The following is an 18060-nucleotide window of genomic DNA, read 5'->3' as shown; positions in this document are numbered from 1 at the left end:
ATTGTTGAGAATATTAGGTGCGAAAAATTGAAAACTTCAATATAGTAGCACTTAATCTTTAACAGAAAATAACATAGGAAATTTTATTGCATAATAAATAAATCGGTATGCAATAAATTTGAGGTCAAAAACACCCATGGGGCAAACAAATCCAGAACAGCATCGTAAATTTATTACGAGCTCTTATTTGTTTATGTTTCTTGCATTGTTTACGGTGATTACAGCCGTGTTGGCGTATTGGTTAGCACGTAAAGTAGCAGTGGCAGATAATGCAGAGGTATGGATACATGCGCAAGCGTTGTGGATTATGCGCAATGCTCTCATTTTTTTGATTTTGGCAGCCTTTGCTGCGCTATGGTTTATTCCGTTAATCTTTTTCTATTGGGACAGTTTCATTTGGGTAAAAGCGTGCACTGTGGCAGGTGTGGTATTTAGTGCCATTGCGTGGTTATATTTACTCAATACATGGCTCAAAGGTTTTACTAAATATTTACAGAAAAAAGCTGTTTTTTAAAAAAAACCACATTTCACGCTTGTAAAAAATAACATCGCCCCCAATTTATTCTGCATAGAAGTATTATCAAATTTTGTGGAGCATCGCCAATCATGGCTAAACGTGATTATTATGAGGTTTTAGGTGTTGCTAAAACCGCTAGTGATGATGAAATTAAAAAAGCCTACCGTAAGTTGGCGATGAAGTATCATCCAGATCGTAATCCTGACAACTCAGAAGCTGAAGAAAAGTTTAAAGAATGTGCGGAAGCATATGAAATTCTTTCTGACGGTGAAAAACGTAGCATGTACGACCGTATGGGTCATAACGCCTTTGAAGGTGGTATGGGCGGCGGTGGCTTTGGTGGTGGTTTCAGCGCCGAAGACATTTTCAGTCAGTTTGGTGACATCTTCGGTGGCGCTTTTGGCGGTGGTAGCCGTGGTCAGCAACGTGCGCGTCGTGGTTCCGACCTGCGTTATGTTATGGAATTAACGCTTGAAGAAGCGGTGCGAGGCGTTAAGAAAACCATTACCTTTACTGCACCAGCACCTTGTGATGTGTGTGATGGTAAAGGTTCAAAAAATCCAAATGATGTAGAAACCTGTAAGACTTGCCATGGTGCAGGTCAAGTGCGTATGCAACAGGGCTTCTTCTCTGTTCAGCAGACATGTAGTACCTGTCGTGGACAAGGTAAAATTATTAAAAATCCATGCAGCAAATGTCATGGTTCAGGTGTATCAGATCGTCAGCAGACCCTTGAAGTTACTATTCCAGCAGGTGTTGATAATGGTGATCGCGTTCGCTTAACAGGTAAAGGTGAAGCGATCCGTGATGGTCAATCTGGTGATTTATACGTTGAAGTCGTAGTGCGTGAGCACGATATCTTCCAACGTGATGGTGCAGACTTATATATGGATGTACCTGTTAGTATCGCAGATGCTGCTTTAGGTAAAGAACTTGAAATTCCAACATTGGATGGCCGTGTCAGTTTGAAAGTGCCTGAAGGTACACAAACTGGTAAAATGTTCCGACTACGTGGTAAAGGGGTAAAACCTGTACGTAGCAGTATGCAAGGTGACTTACTTTGCCGTATTGTAGTGGAAACACCTGTACATTTGACCAGCCGCCAACGTGAGCTATTGAAAGAACTTCAAGCCACGATGGAAAGTGATGACAATAAATCGTCACCGAAGAAAAAATCTTTCTTCGATCGTTTATTTGACTAATTGAGTTTAGACCTTTTCATTTAGCAAGCTAAACATTGAAGATGTAAAAACGGAGCAACAGATCTTGTTGCTCCGTTTTTTTATTTTGATGCTTGATCTGATGGTGATAAATCAAATTCGTTGTCATCCGGGGCCGCATCTATTGAATTATCATCTTGGGGGAGTATCACCGCGGGATGTGTTGCTGGTGTCGATGATTCCGATGATGGGGCGGGAGAGGATGTAGGCGTTGTGTCTTCGGCCCAAACGAGTGAAACAGTTGTTGTCATCACCAATCCTAAAATGATTTTTTTGAGTTGCATGGTATTTCCTTTGATATTTGCTTTTTATGATTGCATCCAAGCGCTTTTAGTTTAATAGATCTGAAAAATTTAATTTTTACTTTTTAGTTATTTTTAGCTGTAATTTAATATACATTTCAATAAATTTTTAGATGATTTAAAAAATAATATAACTGTTAATGTTTAGCGATAAAGCCTGATTTTTATGATGATAATTACAATTGAATTGAGTTATTTTTAAAATGAGAGGTTGAAGGTATTGGACATGCCCTCAACCGCTGAAAAATAGGTACTTATTATTCGATGATCGGTGCATCAATATCTTCAACACGAACTTCTGTTTGAGGTTCAGATGATGTACTGCTATTGGGTTGAGCAAGCGTTTTTTCTTCAGATGTTGCTGATGTTGTTGCAGGCACTGATTCAGCCCAAACATTTGTCATCATCATGCCGAGTACCAGAGCGAAAGCCACTTTATTCGAATGCATATTGATCTCCTTATAAGCCATATTATTTTCATTCGTGGCATGTAGTCTGCTGTGGGATTCTTGCATTTTGATGAAATGGATTTGAAAAGTTGTAAATTTTTCAAAGTTTTACCGATATATTTTATAAAATTAATCTATTTATTCGTTCAGGCTATTCTGTACCAATGAGCGCAACAGATCCCAAAGCAAGTAAAAAGATCACAGTATTTTTTTATATTGAAACGTCGTCTTGGAACCGAGTTTTGTTATAGTAGAGCCAAATTTTCAAATTCAGATTTAGGAAGATCGTATGTCAGCAGCTCCACGCATTGGTATTGTAGGTGCAGGTGGCCGTATGGGCCGTACATTGATTCAAGCTGTACAACAAGCAGGCTTTCAGCTTGCTGCTGCAGTAGAGCGTCCAGAAAGCACATTAATTGGTGCAGATGCAGGAGAGCTTGCAGGAATTGGTGCTGTGGGAATCAAAGTGGTTGGCAACTTGGAAGAGATCCTCAAAGATGTGGATGTGGTGATTGATTTTACTGCGCCTGTTGCCACTGAACATAATTTAAAACTATGCAGTGCTGCTGGTGTTGCGATGGTGATTGGTACAACTGGTTTTTCGGATCAACAAAAAGAGCTATTAAATCAATCTGCCACTCAGACACCGATTGTTTATGCTGCAAATTATTCAGTGGGTGTGAATGTTTCGATTAAATTACTTGAGTTGGCAGCTAAAGTATTTGGCGATACTGTGGATATTGAAATTATTGAAGCACATCACCGTCATAAAGTAGATGCACCATCAGGTACTGCACTGATGATGGGTGAAGCTGTTGCTGACACACTGGGTCGTGATTTAAAGAAAGTTGCTGTCTATGGTCGTGAGGGGCATACAGGTCCACGTGAACGTGAAACCATTGGCTTTGAAACGATTCGTGGTGGTGATATTGTGGGCGAACATACAGTGATGTTTATTGGCGAAGGTGAGCGTGTAGAAGTGACACACAAAGCCACGAATCGTATGAATTTTGCTGCCGGTGCTGTACGTGCAGCTGCTTGGGTTGTCGGCAAAGATGCAAAAAAATACGATATGAAAGACGTTTTAGGCTTAAATGATATTTAAGCTTAAAATCTGATGCGATAGAATTAAAACAATTAGTCAAATTTTGAACATTCAAAAATGAAAAAAACAGTGATGTTATTTGCTTGTGTAATCAGTGCTTTTGGCCTGACTACACAAGCTGCTTTACCAAGCAATGCCAAATTGAGTTTGAATAAAAATAACATTCAGGTATGGACATACAAGGATGCCAGTAATTCTGTGTTGTCTTATAAAGCTGAAACAACATTAGACGTACCGATTGATCGTGCTGTTGCTTTGGTATTGGACGTCAAAAACTCACCGAAATGGGTACCCAATGTTGCCAAAGCTGAAGTGTTATCTCGCGATGATAAAAAAGGTGAATTCAGCATTTATATGGTTTTAGATTTTCCCTTTCCCTTAAAAGATCGCGACATGGTGGTTAAAGGAACCATGTCTAAAGATGCAAATGGCAGCATTTTTATTAAAAATTCTGCGATTCAGCAAGGTAAAGCATTAAATCCTGACTATGTGCGTTTAAAAGATTATTCAGGTGATTGGACCTTTCAAAAACTCGGTGCCAATAAAGTCAAAGTCATTACCTCTGGACATGCCAATCCAGAAGGTTCCATTCCTGCCAGCTTAACCAATATTTTGGTCGAACAGCAGCCTTATCAGATGTTGCAGAAAATGAAAACAGAATTGGCAAAGAATAAACCCTTTACAGCTTTGCCTGATATTTTAAAATAGGCATTGTTTGATCAATAATCCTGAAGCAGATCACTTATTGACGAAACAACTCTATATTCGAAAAAATAATGCTTGGCAGATCTTTCCGCTCATTTAACTATTGAAAGTAACCTTTCTCAATGTGTTGATGTAGAAAGAAAGGTTACTTGCAGTCTTTGTGGCGATTGTTAAGCGCTACGCTGAATGGCTATATTGATGAGCAGGTGCTTTATTCATTTTCATTTGAATAAAAACCAGCACTAACCCTAAAGCTGTGAGTACCGCACCTGCAATAGACACCGCAGCATAACTCATGCCCATACTCAATACTGCTCCACCAGCTGTTGCACCTAAAGCATTGCCTAAATTAAATGCCCCAATATTTACCGAAGATGCCAATCCAGGTGCTTCATGAGCAACAGACATGACACGCATTTGTAAAGGTGGGACCACTGCAAAGGCTGCTGCTCCCCAGACAATCAGTGCCAATGCTGCACCAATCTGAGTTTGAGCCAGTATAGGGAACAGCAACATGCTCACCATCAGTAACAGCAAGAAACTGGTCAATGTTTTGGTCAGTGACAAGTCTGCAAATTTCCCACCTAAGTGATTACCAATTGAAAAACCAATTCCAATCAGTACCAGCATCAAGGTAATAAACATCGGGCTGGCATGGGTGATGTTTTGTAGGCTAGGCGCAATATAGGTATAGAGGGTAAACATTGCACCTGCACTCATCACCGTGGTGAGCAATGCAAGAACCACAGGCAGCCGAGTCAGCACTTTTAATTCTGCTTTGACATCAGGACGTTGGCTTGCTTTATCTTCAGGCAAGGCTTTCCATAGTGACAGCATAGTAATCACGCCGAGTAAGGCGATTGCTGCAAATGACATACGCCAGCCAATATTCTGCCCAACCCATGTGGCTAAAGGAACACCACCGATGTTGGCAATGGTGAGGCCCATAAACATGGTGGCAACAGCACTGGCTTGCTTGTCTTTAGGTACGACGCTTGTTGCAACAATGGAACCAATCCCGAAAAACACCCCATGATTGAGACTGGTCAGGATTCGAGCGGCCATTAAGCCCCAGTAATTGGGGGCAATTGCAGCAAGAATATTGCCAATGGTAAAAATAATCATGGCTAAAATAAGCGCTTTACGTCGTGGAAACCGTCCAAACCATAAGGTCATAAACGGTGCACCAATCATGACACCGAGTGCATATGCGGTGATCAGCATACCTGCGGTTGGGATTGAAATATTCAAATTTTCTGCAATTTGGGGAAGAAAGCCCATAGGAGAAAATTCTGTTGTTCCTATTGCAAAAGCACCAATCGCCAATGCGAGTAAGGGAAAATTTAATTTCATGAGGAATCTCAAATATACAGCATATTGAAAATGATGGGGTGTAACAGCGTTTAGTCAATCACTGGGATGGTCATTTAGTTTTCAGCCGCTATTTTGATGAACTGACAAAATAAAGCTTCGCAAGAAAACAATCTTGCGAAGCAATCTAAGTCATGATCAAAAGGCGGTAAAGCCTGTTTCGAAGGCTAGTAAGTAAAACTTAGTACCCCAACTTTGCTAATCAAAGCCTAAGCCAAGATTTGCGCTGCTTTAAACCACTTTTACTCCAGCAGTGAATTAAACATCCCACTGAGGTGCTAAGTTTTCAGGATCAACCTCACGGCCATTACGTTCCAATTGCGCGATTAATTGCATTTCTTCAGCAGATAGCTGAATCTCTTGTGCTTTTAAGTTGGCGATTAAGTTTTCACGTTTAGTCGATGACGGAATGACAGCAAAGCCTTTCTGCAATGCCCATGCCAATGCAATTTGAGCGCTAGAAGCCTGATGCTGTTTGGCAATTTCAGTTAATGTTGGGTCATTTAAAACTTTGCCATATGCCAAGGTCATATAAGAGGTCACATCAATATTTTGTGACTGTAAAAAACTCACCAACTTATCATTTTGCAAATAAGGGCTAAGTTCAATTTGGTTGGTGGCAATATTTTCAAGTCCTACAGCAGCAATGGCTTGTTGCGATAAGTCGATATTAAAGTTTGAAATTCCAATATGTTCAGTTAGGCCAAGCTTTTTCGCTTCTAACAGGTTATGCATCATTTCTGCAACAGAAATTCCGAGACTTGGCGCTGGCCAGTGAATCAAGGTTAAGTTGACTGCATCAGTACCCAGTTTCTGTAAGCTCTGTTTGAGACTTGGAATAAGTTTGTCGGCTTGATAATGATCTGTCCATATCTTTGTTGTGATAAACAAATCATCACGATGGATATGGCTTTCTGCAATGGCCTGACCGACTTCTGCTTCGTTGCCATAGATTTGGGCAGTGTCTACAGCACGATAACCAACGTCTAAGGCTGTTTTGACCGAGTCAATCACAGTTTGTCCTGTTAAACGGAAAGTACCGACACCAAATTGAGGAACGATGTTTGTCATGCTGGATTTCACTTTATTTTCTGAGATTGGGTGTATTTTGCAACTTTAATTGTTGCGGAAAAACATAGGAATATGCAAAATATTGTTGACTAGAAATCAACAATAAGCAGAGCGTTGACAGCAATGAAATCTACACTCGAAGAATTACAGGCTTTTATTAATATTGTTGATAGTGGTTCGATTGTTGCAGCAGCAACGCATCTTGAACAAACCACTTCAGGTGTAAGTCGAGCCTTGCAACGACTTGAATCTAAACTGAATGTCACCTTATTAGAGCGGACAACACGTAAACTTAAGTTGACCCAAGAAGGGCAATTATTTTTAGCAAAAGCCCGAAAAATTGTGCATGATCTCAATGAAGCAGAAGATGCTTTATTAAAATCAGACAGTGATACATCTGGGCTGATTCGCGTGGATTCTGCGACACCTTTTGTATTGCATGTGATTGCACCGTTGATGCAAGAGTTTTCTCAGTTGTATCCTGAGATTGAAATAGAGTTAAACAGTAACGATCAGATCATCGATTTATTAGAACATAAGACAGATGTTGCAATACGTTTTGGGGATCTTAATGATTCGAGCTTACATGCACGTTTGTTATGTAAAAGCCGATTATATATCGTTGCCAGTCCTGAGTATTTAGCCACACATGGTTATCCAGCAACACCGCAAGATATTTTAAATCATACGCAAATTGGCTTTAGCAAAGTCAGCCGTTTAAATACTTGGCCGATTCGAGTCAATGGAGAAAGGCTTACTGTTAAACCAAAAATCAAAGCATCCAGTGGTGAAACTGTCCGCCAACTGTGTTTACGCGGGCATGGAATTGCGAGATTGTCTGAGTTTGAGATTTTAAAAGATATAAAGCAAGGACGCTTGATCGCTCTATTTGAAGATCAAATAGAGCTTTATGAGCAACACATCCATGCGGTGTATTATCAACAGGAACATTTACCAAAGCGTGTCCGTTTATTTATTGAGTTTTTAACGCAAAAGCTGTCAAAGTTTCGATAGTCTTTTGTGGTGGTAAATCCAGACTCAGTAAAGTTTGGCTACTGGGTTGTTGTGGATTGACCAATTGGATTTCAAAATGATCAGTTGCTGTCTGAAGGCATTTGAACTGCAAGTCTTTTTGCACTGGGATATTAATTTTCATCCGTTGATCACTACTGGTATGGTAGCGGTAGTTTCGCACAGCAGCAGTCTGATGTAGGGTGGGTTCTAGATGATCAAGCTGATACTCAGCTAAATTTTGAGTTTTTAAAAAGCCTTCAATCAAAGATTTACATACAAAATGTTGTTTCTGAGCAGCTTGATTGACCTGCTGAGGCTGACAAGCAGTTAATCCAAAGACAATACTGATTAAAGCGATCGTTCTCATTTTTTTCTCCTTTCAAATCAATTTGTTTGTAAAAATTGGCTGTGAATGAAGCATAAATCTGTTAACTTTATAGATACAGATACAACAAATATTAAAATTTGAGTACAGATATGGCTTTTCAATATCAAACATTAGCACAACAAATTGCACAGAAAATTTATTGTGGTGAGTTGGTCGTTGGGCAACGACTCAGTTCTTTGCGAAAATTTGCAGCATTGCAAAATATTAGTCTTAATACAGCAAAGAGTTGTTATGAGTTGCTTGAAGCGCAAGGCTTGATTTATGTCAAAGAAAAGTCTGGCTATTTTGTTCAATCACAGCAAAAAGCCTCGCAGATTGCTGTACCTGACCATCCTGATTTTAAGTCGAGAGCACGTGAGGTTTCAAATCTAGACTTACAAATTCAAATTCATGAAGCAGCAATCAATAATAAACTGATCCATTTAGGTTCGATTCAGTTATCGCCTAATCTAGTTCCTGTAGAAGCCTTACGCCGTTCAATACAACGTGCTTTAAAGCACAGTAAACCAGAAGACTTTTTATATAATGACCGCCAAGGGCACCTTCAGTTAAGAGAGGCTTTGTCAGCACATTGGGCTGAAGATGGTTTTTATATTGCCAAAGAAGATATTTATATCAGCAATGGTTGTATGCCGGCATTGTCTGTGATGATTCAAAGCCTGAGCCAAATCGGTGACAGTGTGATTGTGCCCACACCAAACTATAATGGTCAGTTGCAATTGTTGGCGTTGCTCAAACGAAAAATTATTGAAATCCCTGCCAATACCGAAGGTTTTGATCTGGATCGTTTAGAACAAGAGATGCAAAATTCAGCTGCAAAAGTCTGTTTATTAACGGCCAATTTTCAAAACCCTTTAGGCTTCTGTTTGACTAATGCCGAGAAAGAAAAAATCGCACAGCTGGCAGCGAAGTATCAGTGTTACGTAATTGAAGATGATATTTATGCTGAATGTAGCTTTAATGCCAAACGCCCTTTACCGATTAAATATTGGGATCAACAGGGCTATGTGGTTTATTGCGGATCGGTTTCCAAGTCGTTGTCGACCTCTTATCGGGTCGGTTGGTTCTGTTTACCACAACGTTTACAGCACTTACATGCCAAGTTGATTTTACAAAATGTTTCGGTCAATACACCATTGCAGTTGGGTCTTGCTGATTTGATTTATAGCCGAGCCTATCGTCAGCATTTGAGTGAGTTACGCCCTAAGTTGATGGCTCAAGTTGCGCAATATCTACAGTTTATTCAACATGCTTTTTATGGGGTAGAGATCCGTTTAAATCAACCGCAGGGAAGTTATGCCTTGTGGTTACAGTTCCCAGAGCAGATTGATAGCTTGGCGTTGTATTATTATGCACAGCAATACAGTATCAATATTGTGCCAGGGATTATTTTTGGTGAGGATCACCGTTATAACAATTGTATTCGTTTAAATGCAGGGCATGAATTGTCTCAGGAAATTCAGGATGCAATTATGTTATTGGCAGATTGGGTCAGGGGTGAATTGTTAGCCAAGAGTGTGGCTTAAACTGATTTGTGAGCAAACGCATACCACGACAGGCTTATTCCATTCACGGTTCTTGATAAACCGTGATGGATGGTCAGACTTAAATTAGAAATCCGCTTTTAATACGATACGATAACGGGCTTTTCCAGAATGAAGTCGCTCCAAAGCCTCATTAATTTTTGACATTGGATAAACTTCAATTTGTGGTGCAATGTTTTTGCGTGCGGCAAATTGTAATAATTGACGCAATGCAAAAGGGGAGCCTGTTGGTGAACCAGTCACTGATTTTGCACCGCCAATCAGTGCACCCGCTGGAATCGGCATCGGTTCGAGGACTAAACCTAGCATATGAATTGTGCCATTTGGCGCCAGTGTATTGAGATATGCTTTCCAGTCCAAACTCACATTTACTGTACAGAGCAATAAATCAAATTTGCCACGTTGTGCTTTTAACGCATTGGCATCGCGACTATTGACCACATGGTCTGCACCCATCGCTTTAAGTTCATCTGTTTTGTCCAAACTTGATGTAAAGGCAGTGATCTCACAACCCCACGCTTTGAGTATTTTAATGGCCATATGACCTAAGCCACCAATCCCAATGACACCAACATGGTGAACTGCTTGAATTTGATGTTTTAAGATTGGGTCAAAAACAGTGATACCACCACACAATAAAGGACCAGCACTTTCAGGGTTTAAATCTTCAGGAAAAGGAATAATCCACTGCCAACCTGCACGTACCTTATCTGCAAACCCGCCTGCATGACCAACGATAGTTGCAACTGAACCCCCTGTGCAAAGCACTTGTTGACCACTAACACATGGATCACAGTGCTGACAACTTTCCGCAGTCCAGCCGATACCAACACGTTGACCGACTTTTAATCCTTTCGCTTCTGAACCCAGTTGAGTGATGGTACCGATAATTTCATGACCGCCAACCACTGGAAAAACTGAATTTCCCCATTCATTGTTAATCACTGAAACATCGGAATGGCATAAACCGCAATATTCAACTTTGACTTCGACCTGATGAGGCTGCAATTCACCTGCATCAAATTGATAGGGCACAAGTGCTGCACCTGCCTCTAAGGCAGCATAAGCATGAAACGTATTATTTGACATGTGAATCCTTCCTGTTTGTTCAGTTAAACTTTTAGCGGGATATACAATCATTTTCATGGTCATTGACCATCCCCACTGCTTGCATAAAGGCATAGCAAGTGGTTGGACCAACAAATTTAAAACCATTCTTTTTTAACGCTTTAGAAAGCTTTTGACTGGTTTCGGTTTGTGCAGGCGCTAATTTATAATCAGGGACATCATTGAGTTGTACTTGCTGGTCGACGAAATCCCATAACCAGTTCACCATATCAATCTCTTGAGCTTTCATGTTTTGCCATGCAATAGCATTGTCACGAATTGCCGTTAATTTCCCAATATGGCGAATCAGCCCAGCATCCTGACATTTTAGCGCAAGCTCTTGTTCAGTAAAATTGGCGATGGTTTGAATCGGGTGGTTAAAAAATTGGGCGCGATAGCTTTCACGTTTTTTTAAAACAGTAATCCAAGATAAACCTGCTTGTTGCCCCTCTAGGCAAAGCATTTCAAATAAATGCTGTTCATCTCGATTGGACTTACCCCACTCTTGATCATGATATTCAATATAAAGAGGATCATCTGAACACCAACCACAGCGTTTATTTGTCATAAAAGATCTACCATTGTTCTGATTGATTTAAGTTTTAATTGTCTAAAGTTTAAATTCGACCCATTGATCTTGTTTGTTGTCCCAATAGGAAAGTTGCGCATGTTGTAAATCTTTAAAACTTACCCAAATATCTTTACCCGCTTTGTCTGCAAAGCCAGTACTGATCATTAATGCTTCATCGGTGATTTCCATAATCCAGCCTTGATGATTTTGTCCATTGAGGGCAATTTTTTGTTGATTGCCTGATTCTGCAAATTCAACTAAACGCTCAAGCAATGCTTCTGACATGGAATATTCCTAAATTGATTCAATCTAAAATTAACGTAAATAAGGGTAGGGGTTGACTGCACCTTGGCCTTTACCCCTTAAGTATAGTCCATAGTGCAAATGCGGTGCAGTATGTCGTGCATTTCCCGTATTGCCCACATAGCCGATTAACTGACCTTTTTTAACGTAATCGCCTTCTTGTAGACCACGTTTGTGATCGTTTAGATGAGCATAATAGTGATAAACCCCACCTGGTCCGATGAGCCAAATCACTTTACCCCCCAGATTATTGCTCTTTAAGCTGGCAATCACACCTTCAGTACTACTATAAACTTTGGTTCCACGTGAAGCCATGATGTCAATTCCTTCATGTGCTCGCCCAGCACTGCGAGATGCACCCCAAGTATCTGTGAGGTTTTGTGGTTTTACTCCATCTACAGGAATTGCCAATCGGGTTGGCATTGACATTGCTTTTAGGCGGTTAATTTGAGCTTGTGGAAGCTGAGGCTTAGATGAGCTTGGCTTTTTAGGTGCAGTAGTACATGCAGTTAAAATAATGGCAAGCAAGGCCATCAAGCAATATTGGATGCTACGTGACACGAGAAATCCTTTTTTTCAAGTTTCAAAAGGGCAAATTAAAATTGAAATATGCTTCGAATACCCGTGTCTGACTATGTCATATTTTTACTGCTGAGATCAATTTTTTCATGGCTGTAGGGATGCCCATTTGTGTAGCTTTTTGTGGTGTTAACCATTCGCCCCCAAGTTCAGCCTGGAGGTATTCTTTTTGGTCTGATTCAACTCGAACAATATGCGCATTTAAAAGCCATGTGAAATGGGTAAAACTATGCGAGATTTGGACAGGTTCAACAGTTGAAGTAAGTTTTAGACTTTGACAAAGCTGTTGAAACGCGAGCTCATTTTCAAAAATCGGTAAACTCCATAAGCCTCCCCATAAGCCACTGTTGGGACGCTGTTCCCATAACCATTGTTGATCTGACTCAATTAATAACACTGTACCAGTTCTAACAGGAACAGGCTTTTTAGCTTTCTTATAAGGCAGTTCGGTTTCTAGGCCTTGTTGATGGGCTTGGCAATGTTGTTGCATAGGGCAGTATAAGCAGAGTGGCTTTTTGGGCGTGCAAATGGTTGCGCCCAAATCCATAATTGCTTGGGTATAGTCGTGGTTGCGTTCAGTTGGGCATAAGCTTTCCGCCAGTTGCCACATGGCTCGTTCATGGATGGGTTTACTCAGGTCATCTTCAATGGCAAAGAAACGGGCCAAAACACGTTTTACATTGCCATCCATAATGACGCCATATTGGCGTAAGCCAAGCGACATCAGTGCGCCACCAGTAGAGCGACCAATACCTGAAAGCTCCACCCATTGTTCTAAGCTTTGTGGAAAATGCCCTTGCTGGCTGACCACGCCTGCTGCTTTATGCAAATTGCGTGCACGGGCGTAGTAGCCTAATCCTGCCCAATAGGGGGCAACATCATCCCATGAGGCTTTACCCAAATCATCGACAGTCGGAAAGCGTTGGATAAATTTATCAAAATATTGCAGTACAGTTTTGACTTGTGTTTGTTGCAACATAATCTCAGACACCCAAACTTTGTATGGATCATCAGCCACTTGCCACGGTAAATCATGGCGCCCGTGTTGATCAAACCAAGTCAATAGCGCATCTGAAAATGAAAATTGCGACATAACAATCTAGCGTAAAAATTGGATGCTCAGTATAACCAAGATAAATTTATTGCGGAAAATTATCTTAAACTTGAGCAGCAATCTGCATAAAAAAAGACGCCAAAGCGTCTTTTCAAAAGCGTTTATAGCCACAACTTAGTTTTCGTTGATGATACCCCAACGCTTATCCAGTTTAAGCGGTTCGTTTTTATAACGTGGGATAATGTGAATATGGAAATGTTCACTTTGATCTTCACCAAACACATGACCATCATTAAAGGCGATATGGAAACCTTCAGGTTGATGGCGAATCTTAAGCTCGTTACGTGCCAGTTCCAATAAAGAGGAAAGGCTTTTACGTTCTTTCTCTGAAACCTCAAAAAAAGAAGCAATATGGCGCAAAGGAATAATCACTGAATGACCTTTAGACAAAGGGTTATGTTCTGGCAAAATTGCACCAAATTCATTTTTATCAATGATATCAAATTCTTCAAAGTCACAATAAGGACATACTTTTTCAGTCATTTCTAATCCCTCGTTTTGTTGTCTTAATCGACGTAGAACGTATTTTAATTAAGCCAGAGTAGGTTAAGCCAAGGTACGATCTAATAAATCATACATTGCTGCTAATCCGGCTTTTTCTGCTTCGGCGTTATAACCTAGATCTACGCCATTGGCTTTTGCTTTTTCATCTGCTTGTGGGTTACTAAAGCCATGTTTAGCATCTTTGAGGATGATCACTTCAGATTTTACCTGAGCATGCTGCATTTCTTGTTTAAACGATTCGACATCTGCCAAAGACACCATGCTGTCTTTTTCACCATGTAGCACTAACACTTGCGCTTTAAATTTTTCTGCTTCCGCTGCTTTTTGCGCAGATAAATTTGCATGGAAAGTAATCGCAGCTTTTAAGTCAGCACCTGAGCGTGCCAAATCTAATATCACTTTACCACCATAACAGAATCCAATCGCAGCCAAACGCGTTGCATCGACTTCTGGTTGTGCTGCTAAAGCTGCCAGAGCAGCAGCAGAACGCTCAACAATGGTCTGCTCATCTTGGAAGGTTTGCATCATCCACTCATGGGCTTGAGTCGCAACAGCCGTGGTTTTTTTATCGCCATACATATCAATTGCCAGCGCAGCAAAACCATGTTGTGCCAACTCTCGAGCACGTTGTTCAGAATACTCATTTCGGCCCCACCATTCTGGACCAACAATCACACCTGCAACTGGTTGTGCGGATTCAGGCGCAGCAAAATAACCGATTAAAGTTGTTCCATCTTTTGCTTGGTATTGAATTTCACGAGTTTTGATTGCAAGAGTCATCTGTTAATCCTTGTGTATCGGCGAGAATGAGATTGATTAAAGCATAAATATATAAGATTCAAATGACTAAATTTCGAATATTTACAATAGAAATGTGAAAATTTATGAATGAAAAAGGTCGTTTTCAAATGAAAAAGAGAAGAACCAAGGTTCTTCTCTTTCATGAAAATTGATCAGGAAAAGCTAAACTTTTCCTCTCGAAATAAAACCAACAATCGCGAGGATTACCGCGACAACGAGAAGAATGACTGCGAAGTCTTTAGACATTCCCGCAACACCACCAAAACCAAATAAACTTGCGATTAAGGCGATCACAGCGAAAATAATTGCCCAACGAAACATAAGATTCATCTCCATATTTTTGTTATGTATTTTCAGTATAGGCAGAAAAATCTGAGGGACTTGTGAAGTTGTGTTTAAAAAGTGTGATTAATAAAGCAATATGTAAAGGTTTGTTCTGTTTTAAATTTTCTAATTTCTGCTTATATACTGATATAATTATTTCGCCTTAAATGACTTTAATGTTATGCCATGACCTTTGAGATCCGCCCCCAGTTTTGGAAGAATTATACACTGTCTGAGTTAAATCCGACCGAGTGGGAAGCGTTGTGCGATGGTTGTGGGTTATGCTGTTTGGTGAAATTAGAAGATGATGACACACATGAAATAGCCTATACCAAAGTGTCTTGTAAACTCCTCGATTGTGAAACAGCACAATGTTCTGACTATCCTAATCGTTTAGATTATGTACCCGACTGTATTCAATTAAGCCCTGAAAAATTAGCCAATATTCATTGGTTACCTTCAAGTTGTGCATATCGTCGGGTGAATGAAGGTAAAAATTTACCGGCATGGCACTATCTGATCACAGGCTCAAGAAGCAATGTGATTAAAGCCAGAAAATCTGCTGCTGGGCGTTGTATCTCCGAAACAGAAGTCAATGAAGAAGACATTGATGAATACATTGTAAGATGGGTGCGGTAAATGCTTTGAATCAACTATGAATTGATAATCATTATCAAATAGTAATATGATAGGCAAACTCTTCAGTTTGATGTGTTTTAAAATGTTTGCTTTATCTTGGTTATTCAAAAAAAGTACATTCTGTTTATGTGCAATCAGCCTGAGTTTCGGTATTCACTGCAATGTTTATGCAAAACCAGATTTGCAAGCTTTAGGGCCAAATATTGCGGAGCAAGGCTCCAGTTATTATCAATTTCAAGTAAAAAATTTTCAATCCGCAGATCAACAACGGCATTATAAAGTTTGGGTCGGTATTCCTAAACATATCAATAAAAATAAGATCTTACCTGCTGTTTATATGTTAGATGGCAACTCTGCTATGGCGCGTTTAGATGAGTCACTGTTAAAAAAACTATCCGAACAAGACAGCCCTGTGTTGGTGGCTATAGGCTATCAAACCCAGTTACCGTTTGAGTCCGCTTCACGGTCTGTAGACTACACACCTGCTGATGAATCTGGAAAAGTGGCGGCTGACCCACGCAATCCTGAACGTATGGCAGGCGGAAGTGCACAATTTAGACAGGTGCTTTTTGAAAAAATTATGCCGTGGGTCAATACGCAAGTAAAACTGGATAAGCAACGTACCGCATTGTGGGGACATTCTTATGGTGGTTTATTTGTTTTGGATACCCTTTTAAATAGTCAAAGCACAGATAATAAGTTTTCACACTATTTTTCAGCCAGTCCATCTCTCACATGGGCAGATTCTCGATTACTCAAAGCCGTTGAAAAAGCCCCGCCTGAGCAATTAAAAAATAAAAAATTATGGGTGATGGAAGGTGACATCATTCAGTCTACAACGAGACCAATCAGCCCAAATGCAGATCGGGATATGATTCAAAATAACCGTCAATTGGTTTTAGATTTGGCCAGTAAAGGCGTAGATGGCAAATTAATGCTTTATCCACATCTTAGTCATGGTCAAGTATTTCAGGCCTCGTTAATGGATGTTTTGCAGAATCGATTATTTTAAAGCTGAAAGTGCAATATTGATGATTTTCCATAGTAGACTAAGGACAGCATTCATCAATTAAAAAAGCAGTATGTCAGACACTCAAATTCCGCTTCCAGAACGTTTACGTCCACGTGATTTGTCTGAAATTATTGGGCAAGATCATTTACTCGGTGTTGCAGCACCACTCCGTCAAATGATTGATCAAGGGCATTTACCCTCGATTATTTTTTGGGGGCCGCCTGGTGTTGGGAAAACCACCATCGCATTGTTATTGGCTCAAGCAGTCGATCGTACATTTATTAGCTTATCTGCCTTAAATACAGGGGTAAAAGAGCTCCGTGAGGTGATTGCTGACAGTGGTGATTTATTAACACCGGTGGTGTTTATTGATGAAATTCATCGTTTTAATAAGTCGCAACAAGATGCCTTATTGAATGCGGTTGAAAAAGGCAAAATTACCCTGATCGGTGCGACCACTGAAAACCCTTCATTTGAAGTCAACAGTGCTTTGCTGTCTCGTTGTCAGGTGTATACCTTAAATGGATTAAGTAATGAGGCGATTCAAGAACTCATTTTACGCGCGATTCAACAAGATAAATTTTTAAAAGACCGCCATATCCAGATTGAAGAATTTGATGCCTTGGTTCAGTTTGCTGCGGGTGATGCACGTAAGGCACTTAATTTAATCGATTTAATTGCCAGTACCTTTGAGTCCGATATTGAAAATATTGTGACCAATGCGATCGTGGTCAAAGTTGCGCAACAGAACATTGCACGCTATGACAAATCAGGTGAGCAGCATTATGATCTTGTGTCTGCGTTTATTAAATCTATTCGAGGTAGTGATCCTGATGCAGCGTTGTATTGGATGGCACGTATGCTTAAAGGCGGTGAAGATCCGGTTTTTATCGCTCGTCGTATGTTGATCGCTGCTTCAGAAGATATTGGAAACTCAAATCCAAATGCCTTGCTTTTAGCGGGCGAATGTTTCCGCTCGGTTCAAGCGATAGGCATGCCTGAGTGTCGAATTATTTTAGGCCAATGCGCAGTTTATCTGGCAACCAGCGCAAAGAGTAACAGCACTTATTTAGCGATCAATAAAGCCTTAGAACTTGCAGAAAAAACGTCCAACCTACCTGTGCCACTCCATTTACGTAATGCACCGACCAAGCTTATGAAGCAACAAGGCTATGGTGTGGATTATCTTTATCCTCATAACTACCCTGAAAATTTTGTGCTACAGGAATATTTACCACCTGAATTGAAAGGCACTAAATTATATGAGTCTGCTCGTAATAAGCGTGAAGTTGAAGGTGAGCGTTTACAGCAACGTCGTTGGCAACAAGAACAGCAGCAACAATAGTTGTGAAGTTTATTTGCTTAGGCATCTTTTAAATAGATGTTCTATTTTATATAAAGGTTTAAAATATCGGCAAAA

At 40.2% G+C, this 18060-nt stretch carries 22 protein-coding genes; 9 read left to right on the top strand and 13 right to left on the bottom strand.

Annotated features, from left to right (window positions below; translation table 11 throughout):
• Positions 1–136 precede the first annotated feature (136 nt).
• The gene (locus PYV58_RS21895) at positions 137–514 is read left to right on the top strand and encodes a hypothetical protein (protein ID WP_004718846.1); all 378 of its coding nucleotides are present in this window, start codon (positions 137–139) and stop codon (positions 512–514) included.
• Between the two features lie 92 nt (positions 515–606).
• Complete coding sequence (gene dnaJ, locus PYV58_RS21890) at positions 607–1719, top strand: molecular chaperone DnaJ (RefSeq protein ID WP_034614677.1); 1113 nt, start codon at positions 607–609, stop codon at positions 1717–1719.
• An 80-nt stretch (positions 1720–1799) separates the two neighbouring features.
• On the opposite strand, the gene PYV58_RS21885 is transcribed toward dnaJ, so the two are convergent.
• Positions 1800–2021, bottom strand: coding sequence for a hypothetical protein (locus PYV58_RS21885; RefSeq protein WP_034614680.1), 222 nt, complete (start codon positions 2019–2021; stop codon positions 1800–1802).
• Between the two features lie 275 nt (positions 2022–2296).
• On the bottom strand, positions 2297–2488 hold the full coding sequence (locus tag PYV58_RS21880) for a hypothetical protein (RefSeq protein ID WP_034614683.1): 192 nt from the start codon (positions 2486–2488) through the stop codon (positions 2297–2299).
• 289 nt (positions 2489–2777) lie between these two features.
• Here PYV58_RS21880 and dapB point away from each other — a divergent pair, with 289 nt between their 5' ends.
• Entirely contained in the window at positions 2778–3593 is an 816-nt protein-coding gene (gene dapB, locus PYV58_RS21875; RefSeq protein ID WP_004718838.1) for a 4-hydroxy-tetrahydrodipicolinate reductase, read from the top strand.
• Between the two features lie 57 nt (positions 3594–3650).
• Positions 3651–4301 (top strand): START domain-containing protein, encoded by a 651-nt coding sequence (locus tag PYV58_RS21870; protein ID WP_004718837.1) that lies wholly within the window; start codon positions 3651–3653, stop codon positions 4299–4301.
• Positions 4302–4475: 174 nt separating this feature from the next.
• Here PYV58_RS21870 and PYV58_RS21865 read toward each other — a convergent pair whose 3' ends face one another.
• On the bottom strand, positions 4476–5651 hold the full coding sequence (locus tag PYV58_RS21865; RefSeq protein WP_034614687.1) for an MFS transporter: 1176 nt from the start codon (positions 5649–5651) through the stop codon (positions 4476–4478).
• A 276-nt stretch (positions 5652–5927) separates the two neighbouring features.
• On the bottom strand, positions 5928–6740 hold the full coding sequence (dkgB, locus tag PYV58_RS21860; protein ID WP_034614690.1) for a 2,5-didehydrogluconate reductase DkgB: 813 nt from the start codon (positions 6738–6740) through the stop codon (positions 5928–5930).
• A 123-nt stretch (positions 6741–6863) separates the two neighbouring features.
• On the opposite strand from dkgB, the gene PYV58_RS21855 reads away from it, so the two are divergent.
• The gene (locus PYV58_RS21855) at positions 6864–7754 is read left to right on the top strand and encodes a LysR family transcriptional regulator (RefSeq protein WP_004718832.1); all 891 of its coding nucleotides are present in this window, start codon (positions 6864–6866) and stop codon (positions 7752–7754) included.
• Here the strand turns inward: PYV58_RS21855 and PYV58_RS21850 are convergent.
• The gene (locus tag PYV58_RS21850) at positions 7714–8121 is read right to left on the bottom strand and encodes a hypothetical protein (RefSeq protein ID WP_034614694.1); all 408 of its coding nucleotides are present in this window, start codon (positions 8119–8121) and stop codon (positions 7714–7716) included. The genes PYV58_RS21855 and PYV58_RS21850 overlap by 41 nt on opposite strands.
• 110 nt (positions 8122–8231) lie before the next feature.
• Here PYV58_RS21850 and PYV58_RS21845 point away from each other — a divergent pair, with 110 nt between their 5' ends.
• Complete coding sequence (locus tag PYV58_RS21845; protein WP_034614698.1) at positions 8232–9668, top strand: PLP-dependent aminotransferase family protein; 1437 nt, start codon at positions 8232–8234, stop codon at positions 9666–9668.
• An 84-nt stretch (positions 9669–9752) separates the two neighbouring features.
• On the opposite strand, the gene PYV58_RS21840 is transcribed toward PYV58_RS21845, so the two are convergent.
• From PYV58_RS21840 to PYV58_RS21805, 8 genes are all read right to left on the bottom strand, one after another.
• Positions 9753–10775: an NAD(P)-dependent alcohol dehydrogenase gene (locus PYV58_RS21840; protein WP_034614740.1), complete on the bottom strand. Its 1023-nt coding sequence runs from the start codon at positions 10773–10775 to the stop codon at positions 9753–9755.
• A gap of 31 nt (positions 10776–10806) precedes the next feature.
• Positions 10807–11361, bottom strand: coding sequence for a DNA-3-methyladenine glycosylase I (locus PYV58_RS21835; protein WP_004818255.1), 555 nt, complete (start codon positions 11359–11361; stop codon positions 10807–10809).
• A 42-nt stretch (positions 11362–11403) separates the two neighbouring features.
• Positions 11404–11649 carry a hypothetical protein gene (locus PYV58_RS21830; protein ID WP_004818256.1) on the bottom strand — a complete coding sequence of 82 codons (246 nt, stop codon included), beginning with the start codon at positions 11647–11649 and terminating at the stop codon, positions 11404–11406.
• A gap of 30 nt (positions 11650–11679) precedes the next feature.
• Positions 11680–12228, bottom strand: coding sequence for a M23 family metallopeptidase (locus tag PYV58_RS21825; protein WP_004718822.1), 549 nt, complete (start codon positions 12226–12228; stop codon positions 11680–11682).
• Positions 12229–12304: 76 nt separating this feature from the next.
• Positions 12305–13339: an A/G-specific adenine glycosylase gene (mutY, locus tag PYV58_RS21820; RefSeq protein WP_034614701.1), complete on the bottom strand. Its 1035-nt coding sequence runs from the start codon at positions 13337–13339 to the stop codon at positions 12305–12307.
• A 135-nt stretch (positions 13340–13474) separates the two neighbouring features.
• A complete protein-coding gene (locus tag PYV58_RS21815; protein WP_004718818.1) occupies positions 13475–13843 on the bottom strand; it encodes an HIT family protein in 369 nt (122 codons plus the stop codon).
• A gap of 63 nt (positions 13844–13906) precedes the next feature.
• Positions 13907–14644: a dienelactone hydrolase family protein gene (locus tag PYV58_RS21810; protein WP_004818262.1), complete on the bottom strand. Its 738-nt coding sequence runs from the start codon at positions 14642–14644 to the stop codon at positions 13907–13909.
• A 183-nt stretch (positions 14645–14827) separates the two neighbouring features.
• Positions 14828–14986 carry a DUF1328 domain-containing protein gene (locus PYV58_RS21805; protein WP_004718815.1) on the bottom strand — a complete coding sequence of 53 codons (159 nt, stop codon included), beginning with the start codon at positions 14984–14986 and terminating at the stop codon, positions 14828–14830.
• Positions 14987–15175: 189 nt separating this feature from the next.
• Here PYV58_RS21805 and PYV58_RS21800 point away from each other — a divergent pair, with 189 nt between their 5' ends.
• From PYV58_RS21800 to PYV58_RS21790, 3 genes are all read left to right on the top strand, one after another.
• On the top strand, positions 15176–15628 hold the full coding sequence (locus PYV58_RS21800; RefSeq protein WP_034614705.1) for a YcgN family cysteine cluster protein: 453 nt from the start codon (positions 15176–15178) through the stop codon (positions 15626–15628).
• Positions 15629–15674: 46 nt separating this feature from the next.
• Positions 15675–16640: an alpha/beta hydrolase-fold protein gene (locus PYV58_RS21795; protein WP_081407387.1), complete on the top strand. Its 966-nt coding sequence runs from the start codon at positions 15675–15677 to the stop codon at positions 16638–16640.
• Between the two features lie 70 nt (positions 16641–16710).
• Positions 16711–17985 carry a replication-associated recombination protein A gene (locus PYV58_RS21790; protein ID WP_034614710.1) on the top strand — a complete coding sequence of 425 codons (1275 nt, stop codon included), beginning with the start codon at positions 16711–16713 and terminating at the stop codon, positions 17983–17985.
• Positions 17986–18060: the final 75 nt, after the last annotated feature.

The sequence above is a fragment of the Acinetobacter sp. TAC-1 genome (assembly GCF_029025845.1).
Taxonomy (GTDB): Bacteria; Pseudomonadota; Gammaproteobacteria; order Pseudomonadales; family Moraxellaceae; genus Acinetobacter; species Acinetobacter guillouiae.
Note: the sequence above shows the minus strand (reverse complement) of the source record. Positions and strands in the feature narration are given on the sequence as shown.